The sequence below is a fragment of the Geobacter argillaceus genome (assembly GCF_007830735.1).
In the GTDB taxonomy this organism is placed as follows: domain Bacteria; phylum Desulfobacterota; class Desulfuromonadia; order Geobacterales; family DSM-12255; genus Geomobilibacter; species Geomobilibacter argillaceus.
The window spans coordinates 252,672-271,381 of record NZ_VLLN01000002.1 but is presented as its reverse complement, the minus strand read 5'-3'; the positions used below and the strand labels follow the sequence as shown (position 1 = coordinate 271,381).

Genomic DNA, 18,710 nt, shown 5'->3' with positions numbered 1-18,710 from the left:
GGCGCGGTTTCCGCGCCCGGGGCGGGGGAACCCCGCCCCTACGGTTTTCCAATCATGAAATTAATAGACAAGAACATTCTCGTCGTCGGTCTGGCCCGCACCGGCGTGGCAACCGCCCGCTTCCTGGCTGGCCGGGGGGCACGGGTCACGGTTACCGACCAGCGGACCGAACCCCAGTTGCAGGAGCAGCTCGACCAGCTGGCCGGCCTGCCGATCCGTTACGTGCTCGGCCGCCACGACGCGGCCGATTTCGCTGCCAGCGACCTGGTGGTGGTAAGCCCAGGCGTTCCCCAGGAGAGCCCGTATCTGGCGGCCGCCCGTGGTGCCGGTCGTCCGGTCATCACCGAGATCGAACTGGCGTCCCGCTTCATCACCGCCCCGCTGGTGGTCATCACCGGCACCAACGGCAAAACCACCACGACCACCCTCACCGGCGAGATCTTTGCGGCGTGCGGTTTTGCCACCGTTGTCGGCGGGAACATCGGCACCCCGCTCATCGAACTGGTCGCGGCGGATGAGCCAATCGAGCGGGTGGTGGTGGAGATCAGCTCCTTCCAGCTTGAGTGGATCGACACCTTCCGGCCGACCGTGGCAGTGCTCCTCAATATCACCGAGGACCACCTGGACCGCTATCCGGGGATGACCGAATACATTGCGGCCAAGGGGCGGATCTTCGAGAATCAGACCAGCGACGATTTCGCCGTGCTGAACCTGGACGATCCCCTGGCCCGGGCGTTTGCCGACCGGGTAAAGGCGAAAGTGGTCCCCATGAGCCAGCAGCAGGAACTGGTCGAGGGCATCTTCCACCGGGATGGGGTAATCGTCTGGCGCTGGCAGGGGCGCGAGGAGCGTTTTCCCGTGGCCGGCTACCACCTCAAAGGGGTCCACAACATCGAGAACATCATGGCAGCCCTGGCCGCTACCCTGCTGCTCGGGTGCGATGCAGCCGATGCCCAGGCGGCCGTGACCGCTTTCCGCGGTCTTCCCCACCGGATGGAACTGGTTCGGACCGTGAACGGCGTTCCCTGGTACGAAGACAGCAAGGCGACCAATGTGGGGAGCGTCCAGAAGGCGCTGGCCAGCTTCGACAACATCACCCTGATCGCCGGCGGCAAGGACAAGGGCGGCTCCTATGCACCGTTGGCGGAACTGGTCCGGGAGCGGGTGCGCCACCTGGTCCTGATCGGCGAGGCCAAAGAGCGGATCGCCCGGGAACTCGGCCACCTTAGCGACACCCGGCTGACTGGTTCCCTTGAAGAGGCGGTGACGCTTGCCGCGGCACTGACCGGTCCGGGCGGGGTGGTGCTCTTTTCGCCGGCCTGCTCCAGTTTCGACATGTTCAAGGACTATGCGGAGCGGGCCGAGCGATTCAAGGCCCTGGTACGGGCACTGCCGGAGGAGAGGGGATGATCCGGCGCCTGGAGGGGTACGACATGATCATCTTCCTGATGGCGGTGGCACTCACCTGCTTCGGGGTGGTCATGGTCTACTCCGCCTCTTCCATCATGGCGGTCAAGAAATTTCACGACAGCTTCTATTTCCTGAAGCGGCAGGGGATGTTTGCCCTGATCGGCTTCGGGCTGATGTACGGTGCCATGCGCCTGGACTACCACCACTGGAAGAAGGCGGCGGTGCCGCTCCTCCTGGTCTGCATGGTCTGCCTGCTGGCGGTGTTCATTCCCGGCATCGGCGGCAGCGCCAAGGGGGCGACCCGCTGGATACGTCTCTTCGGCTTCAACTTCCAGCCGGCCGAGCTGGCCAAGCTGGCCCTGATCATCTTCATGGCATATTCTCTGGACCGGAAGCAGGAACAGGTCCGCTGGTTCAAGGGGCTCTTCCCCTACATGATCGTCCTGTTGGTGATGATCGGCCTCCTGATGATCCAGCCGGACATGGGCTCGTCCATCACCCTGGCAGGGGTGGCGATCGTCATGCTTTTCGCCGCCGGAATGCGGGTCTCGCACATCGTCTCCATCGTCCTGTTCTCGCTTCCCATCCTCTACTACCTGGTCATGCACAAGGAGTACCGCAAGCGGCGGATACTCTCCTTCCTCAACCCCTGGGAGGACCCGACCAACACCGGGTTCCAGATCATCCAGTCGTGGCTCGCCTTCGGCACAGGCGGCGTTATCGGCCAGGGGCTGGGAGAGGGGAAGCAGAAGCTCTTTTATCTCCCCGAGGCCCACACCGACTTCATCCTGTCGGTGGTGGGGGAGGAGTTGGGATTCCTCGGCGTGGTGGTGATCATTGCCATGTTCTTCCTCCTGGTCCACCGGAGCTTTCGGGTGGCCATCCATGCCGAGGACAGTTTCGGCCGCTTCCTGGCCTTCGGGATCGCCGTGCTGCTCGGCGCCGAGGCGTTCGTCAACATCGCCGTAGTGACCGGGCTCTTCCCCACCAAGGGGCTGGCGCTCCCGTTCATCAGCTACGGCGGCAGCTCCCTTATTTTTTCGCTCGTGGCGATCGGGATTCTGCTTAACATTTCCAGCCGGATGCGGGGTGCGGTATGAGGTTGTTGATAGCCGGTGGCGGTACCGGCGGCCACCTTTTTCCGGGAATAGCGGTTGCCGAGGAGTTCCTGGCCCGCGACCCGGCGAATGAGGTGCTCTTCGTCGGCACCGAGCGAGGCGTGGAGGCGCGACTGCTCCCGAAGCTCGGTTACCGGTTGGAATGCATTGCCGCAGCCGGCATTCGGGGCAAGGGGACATTATCCCGGATGAAGGGAATCGGCCTGCTGCTCTATGCCTATTCACAGTCCCGCCAACTGCTCCGGTCATTCAAGCCGGATCTGGTGCTGGGGGTCGGCGGCTACGCCTCGGGGCCGGCGGTGCTGGCGGCCCGGGGGCTACAGATCCCCCGCTTCGTGCACGAGCAGAACGCCATCCCCGGCATGACCAACAAGGTTCTTGCCTACGTTGCCGGCCAGGTGTTCATTTCCCTGGACGAATCGGCCAGGTATTTCCCCGAGGACAAAGTGCTCCTGACCGGGAACCCACTTCGCCGGCAGATCCTGGAACAGGTGGAGGGAAATCCCCCTCAGCCCCCCTTTCTCAAAGGGGGGAGCCTTGAGCCCCGAACCCCGAGCCCCGAGCCTTCTTTTCATCTCCTCGTCTTCGGTGGCAGCCTGGGTGCCCATGCCATCAACGAGGCGATGGCTGCCGCGGCACCGCTTTTGTCCGGGTGGCGGGGGAGGCTGACCATCACCCACCAGACCGGGGACAAGGATCAGGAAACGGTCGCCCAAGCCTACCGGGAGGCCGGGCTGGAGGCGGAGGTGGTCACCTTCATCGACGATATGGCGGCTGCCTACCACCGGGCCGACCTGGTGGTCTGCCGTGCCGGCGCCACCACCATTGCCGAGGCGACGGCCTGCGGCAAGCCGTGCCTGTTTATCCCGTTCCCCTTTGCGGTGGACGACCACCAGCGGCGTAACGCCGAGGCGCTCTTGAAAAAGGGGGCCTGCGAGATGCTCCTGGAACTGGAGCTGTCAGGGGAAAGATTGGCTGCGACTGTCGGCGGGCTTCTGCGTGAACCGGAACGGCTCGCCGGGATGGGTCGTCAGGCTAGGTCGCTGGCCAGACTGGACGCGGCCAAGGTGATCGTGGACGAGATGCTGAAGGCGAAAGAATTGTAGGGGCAAACCTTGTGTTTGCCCGGAACGGGCGATCACAAGGATCGCCCCTACGGAAGGCGACCATGTACGGAAAAATCGAAAAAATCCATTTCGTCGGCATCGGCGGCATCGGCATGAGCGGCATCGCCGAGGTGCTGCTCAACCTGGGGTACCAGGTCTCCGGTTCCGACCTGCGGCAGTCCGAGACCACCGAGCGGCTCGCCTCGCTGGGGGGGGAGATCTATATCGGCCATGCCCGGGAGAACCTGACCAACGTGGATGTGGTGGTGATCTCCTCGGCGGTTCACGATGACAACCCCGAGGTGCAGGAGGCGCGGCAGCGGGTCGTTCCGGTCATCCCGCGTGCCGAGATGCTGGCCGAGCTGATGCGGATGAAGTACGGCATTGCCATTGCCGGCACCCACGGCAAGACCACCACCACCTCCATGGTGGCGACGGTCCTGACCCACGGTGGCATCGATCCGACCATTGTCATCGGCGGCAAGCTGAACACCCTCGGCACCAACGCCAAGCTGGGGCAGGGGAAGTTCCTGGTGGCCGAGGCGGACGAGTCGGACGGGTCGTTCCTGAAGCTCTCCCCCACCATTGCAGTGGTCACCAACATCGACGCCGACCACCTGGACTTCTACAGCGGCGGCATCGAGCAGATCAAGGATACCTTTGTCGACTTCATCAACAAGATTCCGTTCTACGGTCTGGCAGTCCTCTGTCTCGACGACCGGAACGTTGCCGAGATTCTGCCCCGGGTGAAGAAGCGGTTCGTTACCTACGGTCTGTCGTCACAGGCTGATATCCGGGCGACCCATGTGACCCTGTCCGGCAACACCGCTACGTTCGTTGCCCACTACAAGGGGTACCGGATGGGTGAGGTCACTTTTCCGATGCCCGGCGCCCACAACGTCCTCAACGCCCTGGCCTGCATCGCCGTGGCCATGGAGTTGGACGTTCCGTTCCCGCTGATCCAGGAGGGGTTCGCCCGGTTCGGCGGCGTCGGGCGGCGCTTCCAGGTGAAGGGGGAGCTGAATGATATCATGGTGGTGGACGACTACGGCCACCACCCGGCCGAGATCAGGGCCACCCTGGCGGCCGGCAAGAACGGCTGGCCCGAGCGGCGGCTGGTGGTCGCCTTCCAGCCCCATCGCTACACCAGGACCAAGGAGCTGTTCACCGAGTTCGTCACCTGTTTCCACGACGCCGATGTGCTGGTGATGACCGATATCTACCCGGCGGGCGAACCGCCGATCCCCGGGGTGACCGCGGAGGCGCTGGCCGGCGAGATCCGCAAGCACGGGCAGCGGGACGTGACCCACGTGGCCGACCGGGAGACCCTGCCGGAGTACCTGGCCGGCATCGTCAGGCCGGGCGACATCGTCCTCACCCTGGGAGCCGGCAATATCTGGCAGGCAGGGGAAGCGCTCCTGCAACGGTTGCAGGACTGCATGTAGGGAGGTTCATGAACCGCCCCAATGACGGCATCTTCCGGCAGTTCCGCGGCGAACTGCGGGAGAACGAACCGCTGGCCGGTCACACATCGCTACGGGTGGGCGGACCGGCCGACTGGTTGGCGCTGCCGGCCGACCGGGACGATCTCCTGGGACTCCTGGCAGTCCTCGAATCGAAACGTCTTCCCTGGCTGGTCATTGGGGGGGGGTATAACCTGTTGGTGCGTGATGGTGGCTTCCGCGGCGTGGTTATCTCCCTGGAGCGGCTGGCTGCGGTCGAGCGTCTCCCGGGAGACCGGATACGGGCCGAAGCAGGAGCGACCAACCAGCAGCTGGCCCGGTTCTGTCGGGATGAATGGTTGACCGGCCTGGAGTTTCTGGCCATGATTCCCGGCACGGTTGGCGGCGCCCTGGCGGTAAATGCCGGTGCGTACGGCGCGGCGGTGATGGAGCGGGTCGTCAGGCTGGTGACCCGGACCGGCGGCAGTCTCCGGGAGTGGGGGGCAACTGAGCGGACATTCGGCTACCGCCGGCATGTCATGGCGCCCGGCGAGGTAATCCTGGCGGCGGAGTTTCAGCTGTCGCCGGGCGATGCCGATACCATTGACACGCTTCTGGCCGACTATCGTGCCCACCGGCAGGAAAGCCAGCGGATCTCGCTACCCAATGCCGGCTCGTTTTTCAAGAACCCCTTGGGAGAGCAGGCCTGGCGTCTCATCGACCGGGCCGGGCTGCGCGGCTGCCAGGTGGGTGGTGCCCAGGTGGCAGAGGCCCATGCCAATTTCCTGGTGAATGCCGGTGGGGCAACGGCCCGGGATTTCCTCGAATTGGCAGCGCTCGTCAAGGAGCGGGTGAGGTCGACGAGCGGGGTGGAGCTTGAAGAGGAAGTGCGGATCGTTGGCGAGGATGGGGGCTCGGGACTGGGGACTGGGGACTGGTAAAGCCTATGACAAGAGACGAGCTGAAATCAAAGAAGATCGGCGTGTTGATGGGGGGGCTGTCCGCGGAGCGGGAGGTGTCGCTCAAGAGCGGTGCCGGGGTCCATCAGGCGTTGGTGGATCGCGGCTACCGGGCCGTGACCATCGACGTGGGGCGCGACCTGGCCCAGCTGCTGGTCCGGGAGGGGGTCGACGTCGCCTTTGTCTGCCTCCATGGCCGCTACGGCGAGGATGGCACGGTGCAGGGGCTTCTGGAGCTTCTGGGGATTCCCTACACCGGCTCCGGGGTCCTGGCCAGCGCCCTGGCCATGGACAAGATCTTTGCCAAAAAGGTGTTCGCGGCCAGCGGTCTGACCGTTGCGCCGTACCGTGTGCTTACCCGGGGTGAGTCCCTGGAGGCGGACCAGGTGCCGTTCGGGTTGCCGGTGGTGGTGAAGCCGGCCCGGGAAGGGTCATCGGTCGGGGTCAGCATCGTGAAGGAGCCCATACAGCTGGCGCCGGCCCTGGCCGAAGCGTTCCGGTATGACCGGGAGATACTGGTGGAGCAGTTCATCAAGGGGCGGGAGATCCAGGTGGGGATACTTGCCGAACAGGCACTGGGCGCCATCGAGATCGTCCCCCGGAACGAGTTCTATGACTACGAGGCCAAATACACGGACGGCATGGCGACCCATATCATGCCGGCGCCCCTGTCCCCCGAGCTGTACGCCAAGGTGCTCGGGCAGGGTGAAGAGGCCCACCGGGCACTCGGCTGCAGCGGCTACAGCCGGGTCGATTTTCTGGTGACCGGGGCCGGCGACTGTTTCCTGCTGGAAGTCAACACCCTGCCCGGGATGACTTCCTTAAGCCTGCTCCCCGAGATTGCCCGGGGGGGGGGGATGGATTTCTCCGAACTGGTGGAGCGGATTGCCTGCTCCGCGGCGCTGAAAATTCAGGCGGGTGGATGATTTGTGACTGTTAAGCAACACGAAAGTGTGCTAGTATCGCCGGCTAACATTGCCAGACATTTGTCCGGTCAGGAAGAGCCGGTAACGAACTGGTTACCATGCGCGAATTAACCCTCAACAAGCAGAAGGTTGCCAGCCGCAACCGGTTCAAGCGCCAGCGCCGGAAGATCGATTTCCGCGGCCTGTTGAAGAGGTCCGTGCGGGTTCTGTCAGTGGTGGTGGTCGTCTCCCTCATCGGTCTGATCGGCTACGGAGCCAGCGGCTTCATTTCCCGGACCACCTTTCTGCGGCTGGAGCGGATCGAGGTGACCGGAATGAAGCGGCTCTCCAGGGATGAGGTCATCTCCCTGGCGACCGTGCGCACCGGCGAAGACATGCTGGGGCTGAGACTTCGGCAGATGGGCGAGCATATCGCCAAGAACCCGTGGGTGGCAAAGGTCCGGATTCGTCGCACCTTCCCGAACACCCTGACCATTGTGCTGCAGGAGCGGGAGCCGGTTGCCGTCATCAATATGGGGTTCCTGTACTATGTGGATGGCCAGGGAGAGGTGTTCAAGCCCCTCACCGTGGGAGACCGCCTCGACTATCCGATCCTGACCGGTTTCAGCGAAGAGGAGATGGCCCGGGACCCGGCGGGCTGCCGCGAGGGGGTCCGGTCGGCCCTCGGCCTGATCGGCCTGCTTAGGGATGACCAGAAATTCAACCTTGCCGACGTCTCTGAGATCCACTTCGACAAGGTCTACGGTTTTACCCTGTTCACCCGGAGGAACGGCGTGCCCGTGAAGCTGGGAAACAACGATTTTCCGGCAAAGCTCCGGCGATTTGCACGGATCTACCGGGACCTGCAGAAGGATCTGCCGCTCCTGGAGTATGTGGATCTCGATTATAGCGACCGGATCATCGTCAAAAAGGTCTGAGCCCGGCAGTCGGTTGCTGTGCCGTATGAATGGATGGATTACGTTGTACACGGGCTTGGTAATAAGCCGTTGGGGGGAATATGTCGGGTAAACGGGATAATCTGATCGTCGGTCTTGATATCGGAACAACCAAGATCTGCGCCATTGTCGGTAATGCCACCGAAGAGGGCATCGATATTGTCGGTATCGGCTCCAGCCCGTCGCGCGGCTTGCGCAAAGGGGTGGTTATCAATATAGACAGCACTGTCGCCTCCATTCGCAAGGCCGTGGAAGAGGCGGAGCTGATGGCCGGCTGCGAGATCAAATCGGTCTATGCCGGCATTGCCGGCGGCCATATCAAGGGGTTCAACTCCCAGGGTATCATTGCGATCAAGAACCGGGAGGTTTCCCCGGAAGACGTGAAGCGGGTCATCGAAGCGGCCAAGGCGATTGCGATCCCCATGGACCGGGAGGTGATCCATATCCTTCCCCAGGAGTTCATCATCGACGATCAGGATGGTATCCGCGAGCCTCTCGGCATGAGCGGTGTCCGCCTGGAAGCCAAGGTCCATATCGTAACCGGCGCCGTGGCCAGCGCCCAGAACATCATCAAGTCGTGCAACCGCGCCGGGCTGGACGTCGCCGACATCGTCCTGGAGCAGCTCGCCTCTTCGGAAGCGGCTCTCTCCTCGGATGAGAAAGAGCTGGGGGTGGCGCTGGTCGATATCGGCGGCGGCACCACCGACATCGCCATCTTCGTCGACGGTGCCATCAAGCATACGTCGGTCCTGTCGCTGGGAGGGAACCACCTGACCAACGACATCGCCGTGGGGTTGCGCACCCCCATGGCCGAGGCGGAAAAGATCAAGCAGAAGTACGGCTGCTGTCTCGCATCCCTGGTTGGCAAGGATGAGACCATCGAGGTGCCGAGTGTTGGCGGCCGCAAGCCGCGGGTCCTTTCCCGCCAGTTGCTGGCCGAGATCCTGGAGCCGCGCGTAGAGGAGATCTTTACCCTGGTGAACCGGGAGATCGTCAAGTCCGGGTTCGAGGATCTGATCGCTTCCGGGGTGGTCATTACCGGCGGCACCACGATCCTGGAAGGGATGCCCGAACTGGCCGAGCAGGTGTTCAATCTGCCGGTGCGGCGCGGCCTGCCCCAGAAGATCGGCGGACTGGTGGATGTGGTCAATTCGCCGGTCTATGCCACCGGCGTCGGACTGGTGGTTTACGGGAGCAAGAACGTGGGGGTGCACGAATTCCCCACCACCCAGAGCGACGACAACGTCTTTAGGCGGGTGAGTAGACGGATGCGCGAGTGGTTCGGCGAGTTCTTCTAAGCGCAACGCCATGGTTCTGACGTTGCGTGAGGACCAGTACCAAGTTTACATGCTGCGAAGCCAAACTATCAAGGGGGTAGGTATGTTTGAATTCGATGAGAATATCGACCAGGTGGCAAGAATCAAGGTGTTCGGCGTTGGCGGGGGGGGGAGCAACGCAGTCAACACGATGATCGACAAACATGTCAATCATGTGGACTTTATCGTTGCCAATACCGACGCCCAGGCGCTGCGTACCTCCAAGGCGACGACCAAGCTGCAGATCGGCGGCGAACTGACCAAGGGGCTCGGCGCCGGGGCAGACCCGAGCAAGGGTCGCGACGCCGCCCTCGAGGACCGGGAGAGGCTGCTGGAGATCCTGCAGGGTGCCGACATGGTCTTCGTGGCCGCCGGCATGGGGGGCGGCACCGGTACCGGCGCTGCGCCGGTCATCGCCGATGCGGCCAAAGAACTCGGCATTCTGACCGTCGGCGTGGTGACCAAGCCGTTCACCCGCGAAGGCCGTCGCCGCATGACCCAGGCCGAGGATGGGGTCCGTGAGCTGAAGAAGCATGTGGACTCCCTCATCGTCATCCCCAACGACCGTCTGATCGGTCTGGCCGGCAAGAACACCTCCATCCTCGACGCCTTCAAGCCGGCCGACGACGTGCTGCGCCAGGCGGTGCAGGGGATTTCGGACCTGATCACCACCCACGGCATGATCAACGTCGACTTTGCCGACGTGAAAGCAATCATGAGCGAGCGCGGCATGGCCATGATGGGAATCGGCATCTCCTCCGGCGACAACCGGGCCATGGAGGCTGCCACTGCCGCCATCTCCAGCCCGCTCCTGGAAGACATCGACATCTCCGGCGCCAGAGGGGTGCTGGTCAATATCTGTGGCTCGTCCAAGATGACCATGGATGAGTATGACGCGGTCAGCCGGATCATCCACGAGAAGGTCCACGAGGATGCCAATATCATCATCGGCCTGGTGGTGGACGAGGCAATGGAGGATCGGCTCAAGGTGACCGCCATCGCCACCGGCTTCGGTGACCGGTTTGACGCCGACTACGCCCGCCAGGAAGGGCGCAAGGTCTCCTCGCTCCCTCCCCGGCAGGAAGTGAACCGCGACATCCCGGCCTATATCCGCCGCGAGCAGCAGGGACGCTCATTCTATGGCCGCCAGCCCGGCTTCTCGGATGAGGAGGACCAATACGATATCCCGACCTTCCTGCGCAAGTCGGTCGATTAGATCAGTCTCAACTACCCCTGACCCCGGCCCCCCTTTCTCCCCCTGATGGGGGGCCGGGTCTTTTTTCCCTTTGCACCCCAGTCCCCCCATGGTACCTTTCCCCCATGTCGTGGAAGATCACTGAAAGACTCAGGCAGACCCTGGCTGCCGAGAAGGGCTCCCTCCCGACCCGCCGTGGTGCATCGCTCTCCATCTGCCTTGTCTACCCGAACCGCTACCGTACCGCCATGGGGAACCTGGGATTCCAGACGGTGCACGGGCTGCTGAACGAGATTCCCGGCGTCCTCTGCGAGAGGGCCTTTTTGCCCGATGCCGATGATCTGCAGGAGTATCGGCGCAGCGGCACATCGCTCCTCTCCCTGGAGAGCCAGCGGCCGGTGGCGGATTTCGACATGCTCGCCTTTTCCGTCTCGTTCGAGAGCGATTACCTGAACCTACCGACCATCTTCTCCCTTGCCGGACTTCCTCCGTTTGCTGCCGATCGTAACAACAGCATGCCGCTGGTCATGGCCGGCGGTGCCGCGCTCTTCCTCAACCCCGAACCGGCGGCTGATTTTCTCGACCTGGTGGTCATCGGCGAGGCCGAGCCACTGCTGGCACCGCTGGTTGCTGCCATCCTGGAGAACGGTGGTGTCGGCCGGAGCGAACTGCTCCGCACCCTTTGCACCCTCCCCGGCATGTATGTCCCCAGCCTCTATACCCCTGAATATGAGGATAGCCGCCTGGCCGCAGTCCGGGCGACTGGCGGTGCCCCTCCCCGGGTACAGCGGGTCTGGGCCGCCGACCTGGACAGCCAGCCGACCGGCACCCGTATCCATGCGCCCCAGGCCGAATTCGGCGACATGCACCTGGTGGAGCTTTCCCGCGGCTGCCCGCGGGGGTGCCGGTTCTGCGCTGCCGGCTTTATCTATCTCCCCTACCGGGGGCGTTCGCTGCAAACCATCAAGCGGCAGGTGGACGTGGCGCTGCACGAGCATCGCCGGATCGGCCTGGTGGCTGCCGCGGTCGGCGACTTTCACGGGATCGGCGAACTCTGCACCCATATCCTCGCTGCCGGCGGTCAGGTCTCGGTCTCCTCGCTTCGCATCGACGGCCTGGATAGCGAGATGATCGAGGTGCTGGCGGCGAGCGGTCACAAGACCGCGACCCTGGCCCCGGAGGGCGGTTCACAGCGGCTGCGGGACCTGATACGGAAGGGTATCACCGAGGACCAGATTCTTGATGCCTGCGAGCGGCTCATCGCCCGGGACATCCTGAACCTGAAGCTCTACTTCATCATCGGCCTGCCGACCGAAACGGATGGCGATCTTGCCGAGTTGGTGGCATTGGTGGAAAAGATCAGGCTGCGGGTGGTTGAACGGGCGAAGCAGAACCGGCGGCTGGGTGAGATCACCCTGTCAGTGAACCCATTCATCCCCAAACCGTGGACCCCCTTCCAGTGGTGCGGCATGGCTCCGCTCAAGGAGTTGGAGCGAAAGGTCGCCCGGCTCCGCAAGGCGCTGGGCAAGGTGCCGAATGTGAAGCTACAGGTGGAGGGGCTCAAGGAGGCGCTTTTGCAGGCACTCCTGTCACGAGGCGACCGCCGGCTTGCACCGTTGTTGGTGGCGGCTGCCGAGTCAGGGAACTGGCGTCGGGCCGCGAAGGAGCTCGGTGTGGATGTGGAGGCGCTGACAGGGCGCACCATCCCATTGGACGAGTTCCTTCCCTGGGAATTCATAGAAGGTGAGAACAGGGAGCATCTGGTACGGGAATACGTGGCCGGCTTGGCATCAGCGGTTGTGACGGGTGACGTCTCCGGATGATTCCTGCTATGTGGTTGAGCCGGACGACCGCCGTTCCTGGCCGGTATACTGCTGGCGGCTCTTGGGGGTGCGTATCGGGTCGACGCCGATGGTGACCCAACCGCTGGAACGCTCGAACTTGGCCACCGCTTTGGAACTGATCAGGTCGTCAAGTCTGGTGGACTTGACCATGTCGTACCGGTTGTCGTGGTAGATAATGCGGACCATCATGGATTGTTCCCTCCGTTGTCTCCGGTGCAACTTGCGTTTGAACTGTTCTCTGACCGTTACTATAGCGACTGCTCGCGTAAATGCAAGCAGTTTGCCATCAGTGTAACATGCTGAAAGTTAAGGCCGTCTCTTGTGATGGGATGGGCAGTTTAGTTGCAGTGTAAAAATATCCGACAACTGCTGAGCGCCTGATCCCGCAGGGGAGCATTGAGTTTTGGGAAACCTTTGGTATAACAGGACCCAAAGGAATCTGAGAGAGGAGATTTAATATGAAAAGAACTGTATGCGGAGTACTTTTGTTGGCGGTAACACTGGCGGGGTGTGCCGAACCGCTGAGCCGGACCCAGAAGGGGTCGCTGATCGGAACCGGTGCCGGTGCGGCTGCCGGCGCCGCCCTTGGCCAGGCCATTGGCCGCAACACCTCATCGACCCTGATCGGTGCCGGCATCGGTGCGGCGGTTGGCGGTCTGAGCGGGGGGCTGATCGGCAACTACATGGACAAGCAGGAAGCTGCCCTGCGCCAGGAGTTTTCCGCCGTGGAAGGTGCCAGCGTCCAGCGGGACCTGGATACCCTGGCAGTCAACTTCAAGTCGGATCTGCTGTTTGACGTCAATTCAAACGCCGTGAAGGGGGGGGCTTTTGACGAACTGGCCCGGGTGGCCCGGGTCGTCAACCAGTACCCCCAGACAACCCTCACGATTGCCGGGCATACTGACAGTACCGGCAAGGCCGACTACAACCAGAAGCTCTCCGAGCGGCGGGCCGAAGCGGTGAAGAATGCCCTGGTGGGACAGGGGGTGGCTGCCTCCCGCATCAATACCATCGGCTACGGTGCGTCCAAGCCGATTGGCGACAACCATACGGAGTCGGGCAAGGCGATGAACCGGCGGGTGAACATCTTTATCAAGCCGAACCAGCAACAGTAACCAATTGTTCAGAGGACAATATGTCGGCGGGGCGGCATCTTCCGGTGCGCCCCGCCGTTTTTGTTGCGGCAGGCAGGATCACTTTTTCTGCAGATTTTCCCGTTCCTGATTGAATATGTGGGTGATGATGGCGTCCCGGTCACGCTGTTCCAGGTAGCGAAAGGCCATGGAGGTGGGGTAGGCGGAGTGGCCAAGGTTGAGGCGCAGTTCGCCGGTCCTGGTGACCGAGCCGATGGTGTGGACCACCCGGGGTGGCGGACCGACCAGAAACAGGTCAAGAAGGACCATGGTGCCGATGGGAAGTTTGAACGGCATCACGATGCGAATGCCGCCGCCGCTCAGGTTGACGTGCTGGGGGAGCAGATCCATGCCGGGCTCCCACCCGACCACCTTGAACCCGCTTTCATGTGGCTCGAAAAGTGGCGGGAAGCCGTTGGCGCTGAACCGGTTGCGCAGTTCGCACTCGGCCCGGACATGGTTCAGCAACTGATTTTCCGGCACCTTATAGAGCAGCGGCAGGTCCAGGTCAAGGCGGTAATATTCCCGCCGCTGGTGGACTGATACTTCATCCACGAGCTGGAGCCGGAGTTCTCTCCCTCTGATCCGCCCGGCCAGGACGGCGTGACAGCGATAAATCGCCCAGCCGTCAAGGCTGGTGACCGTTACCGCCATGTCGCCGGTGGCGGCAATCTCCACCGGGAGCCCCTTGCCCAGCAGTTCCACGACCAGCATTGCTCCCTCCATCGTGAGGACAATGCCGTTTTCCTCCAGGGGCGGCCCGCTTCCGGGGTGAAGGTGCAGCGTGACCGGCTGGTCGGGCCTGAAAAACAATGTGTACTGTAACTGCGCCATGGCTGTCCCCATGCCCCCGCCGGGCTTGTTACCTGATCACGATAAACGTGCGGCTGGTGGGATCCCAGCGGTACCCTTTGCCGTTCCAGATCGCCTCGATGCTCTTCCAGTCAAGCCCCAGTCCCTTCATCTCTTCGCACAGATAATAGGCCGGCATGATCTCGTTGTCGTCGATCCTGGCGTCGCCATTCTGGTCGGCCCAGTGCCGGTCGGCAACGGTGATGGTGCGGGAGCCGCCGACCGCTTCGGTCCTGGTTTCCTCTCCGGTATGGGTGACCACGCTGCCGGCAAACGAGGCCTTTCCTTTCAGGGGAAGATTCGGCGGCACCTGGACGGTATAGGAGACGGTCTGTTGACCCTCGGCAGCGGGCAGCAGCCATTTGGCCTCGTCGGCCGGACCCCTGCCCGGCGGAACCGGCGGATTGGCGTTCACCAGGCTCCAGCCAGCCGGGAGCTGCTCTTTGAGGATGTAACCCTTGCCTGAAGGGGAACCCTTAAGTATCCTTACCTGGACCGGAATGATCGTCCCGGGTGCGGCAAATGGTGGCAGCACGCGGATAGCGGTGGGGGGGGCGGCAAACTGGCGGGAAAAGAACAGGATCAGTGCCAGCAGCAAGAGCAGGGCAATGCCTGCAATGAGACCCCAACGGGGGCGTGCGGGCGGGGGGAGAGAGGGTTGTTCCGACTCTGGTTCCGCTTCCCGTGGGAGTATTTCCGGCTCTTCCTGCCGGAGGATCTCTTCCAGATCCACTTCCAGTGCGACAGCCAGCTTTTCGGCGTTGTCGCGTTTGATGGACGGGTAGCGGTTGTTTTCCCAGCGTGAGATGGTGTCGGTCGTGACGCCGACTACACTGGCCACGTAGAGCTGGGTCAGTTTCTTGGTTTCCCTGATCCCCTTGATCCTGGTGCCATCGATGGCAAGGGCCGGAGAGGGAGCAGGAGCAGATTTTTCCCGGATTTCATCCATGGTTCTCAATCAAATAGGTATCGACCTGATTTTTAATGATGTTTTCGTGTGGGGGCTGCCGGACCGGAACCCGACATCGGGTCGTATGGCGGTAGATGTCCATGGCGTAACCCTAATCCATGGGGTAGTTTTTACCACAAACGGATAAAAAATTATCCAAAAAACGAAAGGAGTATCATCATGAAACGGATCATCTCTGCAGTTGCCCTTACCCTGTTTGCCGCCAGCATGGCCCTGGCGGCCGACACCATCACCCTGCCGGCCAAAAACGGCAACATCACCTTTCCCCACAAGCAGCACCAGGAAGCGTTGAAGGAGTGCAAAAAGTGTCACGAGAAGGGCCCCGGCAAGATCGAGGGATTCGGCAAGGATTGGGCACACAAGACCTGCAAGGGGTGCCATGAAGAGTTGAAGAAAGGGCCGACCAAGTGCGGGGAGTGCCACAAGAAGTAGGTGGAGTGTTGAAATCCCGGGGGTGAGTAAGAGGGGACGGCTCCGGTCGTCCCCTCTTTCCCTGTTGCCCCTCGCGGCCCAACCATGTATCTTCATCCGGATGCAACACTACTTTTCAGAGCAGGCGATCCTCCGGATGCGGGAGGAAATAACAGCGGCCGGAGGGAATGAGGTCTTCTTCCTGGGGACGACCGACGAGCAGCGGCTGGTGGTCGGAGTCGAGCCGCTGGCGCGGGGGAATCGGGATGCCGTGGCCGCCATCCTCATCGCCGTCTCCTTCGGCGACGTGGTGATCCACAACCACCCGAGCGGCAAGCTCACCCCCTCGGCGCCGGATATAGAGATCGCCTCGGTCCTGGGAAACCAGGGGGTCGGCTTCTACATCGTCGACAACGGTGTGACCGACTGCTACCAGGCGGTTGCCCCGTTTGCCCGCAGGAGCATCGAACCGCTCGCCCTGCCGGAGATCGAGCACCTGCTGTCGCCCGGCGGTCCCATCGCCACCAGCCTTGACGGGTACGAGCACCGGCCCGAGCAGGTGCGGATGGCCTTTGCCGTTGCCGAGGCGTTCAACGCGGACCGGGTGGCGGTTGTGGAGGCCGGCACCGGCACCGGCAAATCCCTGGCCTACCTGTTGCCGGCCGTGCTCTGGGCGGTCCGCAACAAGGAACGGGTGGTGGTCTCCACCAACACCATCAACCTCCAGGAACAGCTGATCAAGAAGGACCTCCCCTTTCTCCGGGAGCACGCCGGCATTACGTTCCGGGCCGTGCTGGTGAAGGGGCGGGGCAACTACCTCTGCCGGCGGAAGCTGGAGACCGTGCAGTCGGAGCCGTCCCTCTTCTCCGAGGAGGCGGACGAGCTAACGGCCATCGTTGCCTGGGGGGAGCAGACCCCCACCGGCTGCCGCGACGATCTCCCGTTCATTCCCAGGAGTGAGCTGTGGGAGGAGGTCAACTGCGAGGCCGACCAGTGCGGCCGGGTCAAATGCCCCAACTATCAGCGCTGCTTTTTCTACACCGCCCGCCGGGCCGCTGCCGGCGCCGATATCCTGGTAGTGAACCATGCCCTCCTCATGGCCGACCTGGCGGTCCGCCGGGAGACCGGCTACGCCGGTTCCGCCATCCTCCCCCCCTTTGAACGGCTGATCATCGACGAGGGCCACCACCTGGAGAATGTGGTCACCGGTCACCTCTCGCTGCAGGTCACCCAGCAGGGGATGCTGAAGACCCTCGCCAAGCTGCAGCATCCGAAAAAGCCCCAACGGGGCCTCATTCCCCGGCTCTCCGCCCTCCTTTCCCGTGAGGTGCCGGAAGAGCTCGATGATCTCTACGAGGAGCTGGCGGCCCACCTGGAAGGACTGCTGGTGCCGGAGCTTGCTGCTCTCAAGGACGAGGTGGTCAAGGGGCTGGACGGGCTCGCCGTGTCGCTCAACCGCGAGAAGGGGAAAGGCGGTGCGGGCGGCGACCGGCGCATCCGGGTAACGCCCGATCTGATCCGGGGCCGGCTCTGGCAGGAGAACGCCCCCCGTCTGCAGGAACTTGCCCGCCGGCTCCAGGCCTTTGCCCGGAAGATAGACGAGTTCTGCCACGCCTGTGCCCGGTTGCCGGAACGGGTGGGACAACGCATGACCGGTCCCGTCATCGACCTGAAGGGGATCGGTGAGCGTCTGATCTGCTACGGCCAGACCATTGGCCAGTTTCTCGCCGGCGACGAGGAGGTCTGCCGCTGGTTCGAGGTGGTGAAGGGGAAGGCGGGAAGCGTGGTCAGGCTCTGCGCTGCCCCTCTTGAGGTCGCCCGGATGGTCCGTGCCGTCATCCTGGACAAGTTCAAGACCGTGGTGATCACCTCGGCGACCCTGGCAGTGGAGGGGCGGTTCGACTTCCTTGCCGAGCGGACCGGCATCAGCCTGCTCCCCCGTGAGCGGGTGGTGGAGCTGCTGCTGCCGTCGCCGTTCGACTACGAACGCCAGGCCTTCATCGGCATTCCGGCAGATATGCCCGAGCCGACGGCCCGCGGCTATGAGGTCGCCCTTGCCGACACGCTGCGGGAGGCGCTGTACATCTCGCTCGGCCGGGCGTTCGTGCTGTTTACCTCGTATGACCTTTTGATGCGGGTCCATGGCCGCCTGGCAAAAGATCTGCTCGATGCCGGGCTGGTGCCGCTCCGTCAGGGGGAGATGAACCGCCACCTGCTCCTCTCCCGGTTCAGAAATACACCCGGCGCGGTACTGTTCGGTACCGACTCGTTCTGGGAAGGGGTTGACGTCCAAGGGAAGGCGCTGGAGCTGGTGGTGATCACCCGGCTGCCGTTCCGGGTGCCGACCGATCCGGTGCAGGAGGCGCGGGCCGAGCAGATCGCGGCCCGGGGCGGGGACCCGTTCATGGAGTACACGGTTCCCCAGGCGGTGCTCAAGTTCAAACAGGGATTCGGGCGGCTGATCCGGAGCCGGGAGGACCGTGGCGTGGTGCTGATCCTGGACCGGCGGATCGTGTCGAAGGGGTATGGCCGGCTGTTTCTGCACTCCCTGCCGCCGGCCGGGACGTCGACCGGCGACGGGGCGGAGGTGCTGGCGGAGATGACGGCCTTTTTCAGGCCTTCAGCTTCATCTCCCGCTTTGCGGCAAAGTTGAAGCACTGGAAGTAGGAGAGAAAGGTCAGGATAAAGGTGAAAAAGATGATGCTCAGGACGAAGCGGTCCTGTGGCGCCTTCAGGATGAAGGTGACGAAGAAGATGAAGGCCCCGCACTTGACCACATCGCCGATGGTCCGCCGGGTCCGCATCTTTTTCAGCGTGTCGGGATCGAGGTTGGTGGCGCAGGCTTCCACTTCCCGTGTCGCCTCGCTGGCAGCAAACTTTCTGATGGGATAAAAGAGCATCAGCTGAAAGACCAGGGTGGCCACCACGCTGTGGAGAAAACGCTGTGGCCGCCCTTCGGCCTGCAGGCCGGCCTGAAAATTGACCGCCATGTAGACCAGCAGGAGAACCAGCACAACCTGGACAGCGGCATAGATGGTGATGAATCGGCGCAACCGTTTGAAATCAAATGACGTGCTCATCCATTCTCCATAA

General features: G+C 62.9%; 17 protein-coding genes. 13 read left to right on the top strand and 4 right to left on the bottom strand.

The window, feature by feature from the left end; genetic code table 11:
- Positions 1-54 precede the first annotated feature (54 nt).
- The 10 genes from murD (at position 55) to JN12_RS02705 (ending at position 12,230) form a co-directional block, all read left to right on the top strand.
- Positions 55-1,410, top strand: a complete 1,356-nt coding sequence (gene murD, locus JN12_RS02750) for a UDP-N-acetylmuramoyl-L-alanine--D-glutamate ligase (protein ID WP_145017848.1) — start codon at positions 55-57, stop codon at positions 1,408-1,410.
- A complete protein-coding gene (gene ftsW, locus JN12_RS02745; protein WP_170241824.1) occupies positions 1,407-2,510 on the top strand; it encodes a putative lipid II flippase FtsW in 1,104 nt (367 codons plus the stop codon). Before murD ends, ftsW begins: the two co-directional genes overlap by 4 nt.
- On the top strand, positions 2,507-3,634 hold the full coding sequence (gene murG / locus JN12_RS02740) for an undecaprenyldiphospho-muramoylpentapeptide beta-N-acetylglucosaminyltransferase (RefSeq protein ID WP_145017846.1): 1,128 nt from the start codon (positions 2,507-2,509) through the stop codon (positions 3,632-3,634). Before ftsW ends, murG begins: the two co-directional genes overlap by 4 nt.
- A gap of 62 nt (positions 3,635-3,696) precedes the next feature.
- On the top strand, positions 3,697-5,079 hold the full coding sequence (gene murC, locus JN12_RS02735; RefSeq protein ID WP_145017844.1) for a UDP-N-acetylmuramate--L-alanine ligase: 1,383 nt from the start codon (positions 3,697-3,699) through the stop codon (positions 5,077-5,079).
- Between the two features lie 8 nt (positions 5,080-5,087).
- Positions 5,088-6,017, top strand: a complete 930-nt coding sequence (gene murB, locus JN12_RS02730; RefSeq protein WP_145017842.1) for a UDP-N-acetylmuramate dehydrogenase — start codon at positions 5,088-5,090, stop codon at positions 6,015-6,017.
- A gap of 5 nt (positions 6,018-6,022) precedes the next feature.
- Entirely contained in the window at positions 6,023-6,961 is a 939-nt protein-coding gene (locus JN12_RS02725) for a D-alanine--D-alanine ligase (protein ID WP_145017840.1), read from the top strand.
- A 98-nt stretch (positions 6,962-7,059) separates the two neighbouring features.
- Positions 7,060-7,878, top strand: coding sequence for a cell division protein FtsQ/DivIB (locus tag JN12_RS02720; RefSeq protein ID WP_145017838.1), 819 nt, complete (start codon positions 7,060-7,062; stop codon positions 7,876-7,878).
- An 80-nt stretch (positions 7,879-7,958) separates the two neighbouring features.
- A complete protein-coding gene (gene ftsA / locus JN12_RS02715; protein ID WP_145017837.1) occupies positions 7,959-9,194 on the top strand; it encodes a cell division protein FtsA in 1,236 nt (411 codons plus the stop codon).
- Positions 9,195-9,276: 82 nt separating this feature from the next.
- Positions 9,277-10,428: a cell division protein FtsZ gene (gene ftsZ / locus JN12_RS02710; RefSeq protein ID WP_145017835.1), complete on the top strand. Its 1,152-nt coding sequence runs from the start codon at positions 9,277-9,279 to the stop codon at positions 10,426-10,428.
- A 104-nt stretch (positions 10,429-10,532) separates the two neighbouring features.
- Complete coding sequence (locus JN12_RS02705) at positions 10,533-12,230, top strand: radical SAM protein (RefSeq protein WP_145017833.1); 1,698 nt, start codon at positions 10,533-10,535, stop codon at positions 12,228-12,230.
- Positions 12,231-12,236: 6 nt separating this feature from the next.
- Here JN12_RS02705 and JN12_RS02700 read toward each other — a convergent pair whose 3' ends face one another.
- Positions 12,237-12,440, bottom strand: coding sequence for a GSU3473 family protein (locus JN12_RS02700; protein ID WP_145017831.1), 204 nt, complete (start codon positions 12,438-12,440; stop codon positions 12,237-12,239).
- 269 nt (positions 12,441-12,709) lie between these two features.
- Between JN12_RS02700 and JN12_RS02695 the strand changes: the two genes are divergently transcribed.
- On the top strand, positions 12,710-13,366 hold the full coding sequence (locus JN12_RS02695) for an OmpA family protein (protein ID WP_145017829.1): 657 nt from the start codon (positions 12,710-12,712) through the stop codon (positions 13,364-13,366).
- A 78-nt stretch (positions 13,367-13,444) separates the two neighbouring features.
- Here the strand turns inward: JN12_RS02695 and JN12_RS02690 are convergent, their stop codons facing one another.
- Positions 13,445-14,218: a PilZ-like domain-containing protein gene (locus tag JN12_RS02690; protein WP_145017827.1), complete on the bottom strand. Its 774-nt coding sequence runs from the start codon at positions 14,216-14,218 to the stop codon at positions 13,445-13,447.
- 28 nt (positions 14,219-14,246) lie between these two features.
- Entirely contained in the window at positions 14,247-15,185 is a 939-nt protein-coding gene (locus JN12_RS02685; protein WP_145017825.1) for a helix-turn-helix domain-containing protein, read from the bottom strand.
- Between the two features lie 180 nt (positions 15,186-15,365).
- Here JN12_RS02685 and JN12_RS02680 point away from each other — a divergent pair, with 180 nt between their 5' ends.
- Together JN12_RS02680 and JN12_RS02675 are read left to right on the top strand one after the other, a co-directional pair.
- Positions 15,366-15,638, top strand: a complete 273-nt coding sequence (locus tag JN12_RS02680; protein WP_145017823.1) for a cytochrome c7 — start codon at positions 15,366-15,368, stop codon at positions 15,636-15,638.
- A gap of 100 nt (positions 15,639-15,738) precedes the next feature.
- Positions 15,739-18,270, top strand: a complete 2,532-nt coding sequence (locus JN12_RS02675; protein ID WP_145017914.1) for a helicase C-terminal domain-containing protein — start codon at positions 15,739-15,741, stop codon at positions 18,268-18,270.
- Here the strand turns inward: JN12_RS02675 and JN12_RS02670 are convergent.
- The gene (locus tag JN12_RS02670; RefSeq protein WP_145017821.1) at positions 18,230-18,697 is read right to left on the bottom strand and encodes a hypothetical protein; all 468 of its coding nucleotides are present in this window, start codon (positions 18,695-18,697) and stop codon (positions 18,230-18,232) included. The two genes, JN12_RS02675 and JN12_RS02670, sit on opposite strands and share 41 nt — an antisense overlap.
- Positions 18,698-18,710: the final 13 nt, after the last annotated feature.

What these genes read in the sequence shown, in the direction of transcription:
- JN12_RS02695 (WP_145017829.1), top strand. Translation starts at nt 12,710, where the DNA reads ATGAAAAGAACTGTATGCGGAGTACTTTTGTTGGCGGTAACACTGGCG.
- murD (WP_145017848.1), top strand. Translation starts at nt 55, where the DNA reads ATGAAATTAATAGACAAGAACATTCTCGTCGTCGGTCTGGCCCGCACC.
- ftsA (WP_145017837.1), top strand. Translation starts at nt 7,959, where the DNA reads ATGTCGGGTAAACGGGATAATCTGATCGTCGGTCTTGATATCGGAACA.
- murG (WP_145017846.1), top strand. Translation starts at nt 2,507, where the DNA reads ATGAGGTTGTTGATAGCCGGTGGCGGTACCGGCGGCCACCTTTTTCCG.
- JN12_RS02725 (WP_145017840.1), top strand. Translation starts at nt 6,023, where the DNA reads ATGACAAGAGACGAGCTGAAATCAAAGAAGATCGGCGTGTTGATGGGG.
- JN12_RS02705 (WP_145017833.1), top strand. Translation starts at nt 10,533, where the DNA reads ATGTCGTGGAAGATCACTGAAAGACTCAGGCAGACCCTGGCTGCCGAG.
- murB (WP_145017842.1), top strand. Translation starts at nt 5,088, where the DNA reads ATGAACCGCCCCAATGACGGCATCTTCCGGCAGTTCCGCGGCGAACTG.
- JN12_RS02670 (WP_145017821.1), bottom strand. Translation starts at nt 18,697, where the DNA reads ATGAGCACGTCATTTGATTTCAAACGGTTGCGCCGATTCATCACCATC.
- ftsZ (WP_145017835.1), top strand. Translation starts at nt 9,277, where the DNA reads ATGTTTGAATTCGATGAGAATATCGACCAGGTGGCAAGAATCAAGGTG.
- JN12_RS02685 (WP_145017825.1), bottom strand. Translation starts at nt 15,185, where the DNA reads ATGGATGAAATCCGGGAAAAATCTGCTCCTGCTCCCTCTCCGGCCCTT.
- murC (WP_145017844.1), top strand. Translation starts at nt 3,697, where the DNA reads ATGTACGGAAAAATCGAAAAAATCCATTTCGTCGGCATCGGCGGCATC.
- JN12_RS02675 (WP_145017914.1), top strand. Translation starts at nt 15,739, where the DNA reads ATGCAACACTACTTTTCAGAGCAGGCGATCCTCCGGATGCGGGAGGAA.
- JN12_RS02690 (WP_145017827.1), bottom strand. Translation starts at nt 14,218, where the DNA reads ATGGCGCAGTTACAGTACACATTGTTTTTCAGGCCCGACCAGCCGGTC.
- JN12_RS02720 (WP_145017838.1), top strand. Translation starts at nt 7,060, where the DNA reads ATGCGCGAATTAACCCTCAACAAGCAGAAGGTTGCCAGCCGCAACCGG.
- ftsW (WP_170241824.1), top strand. Translation starts at nt 1,407, where the DNA reads ATGATCCGGCGCCTGGAGGGGTACGACATGATCATCTTCCTGATGGCG.
- JN12_RS02700 (WP_145017831.1), bottom strand. Translation starts at nt 12,440, where the DNA reads ATGATGGTCCGCATTATCTACCACGACAACCGGTACGACATGGTCAAG.
- JN12_RS02680 (WP_145017823.1), top strand. Translation starts at nt 15,366, where the DNA reads ATGAAACGGATCATCTCTGCAGTTGCCCTTACCCTGTTTGCCGCCAGC.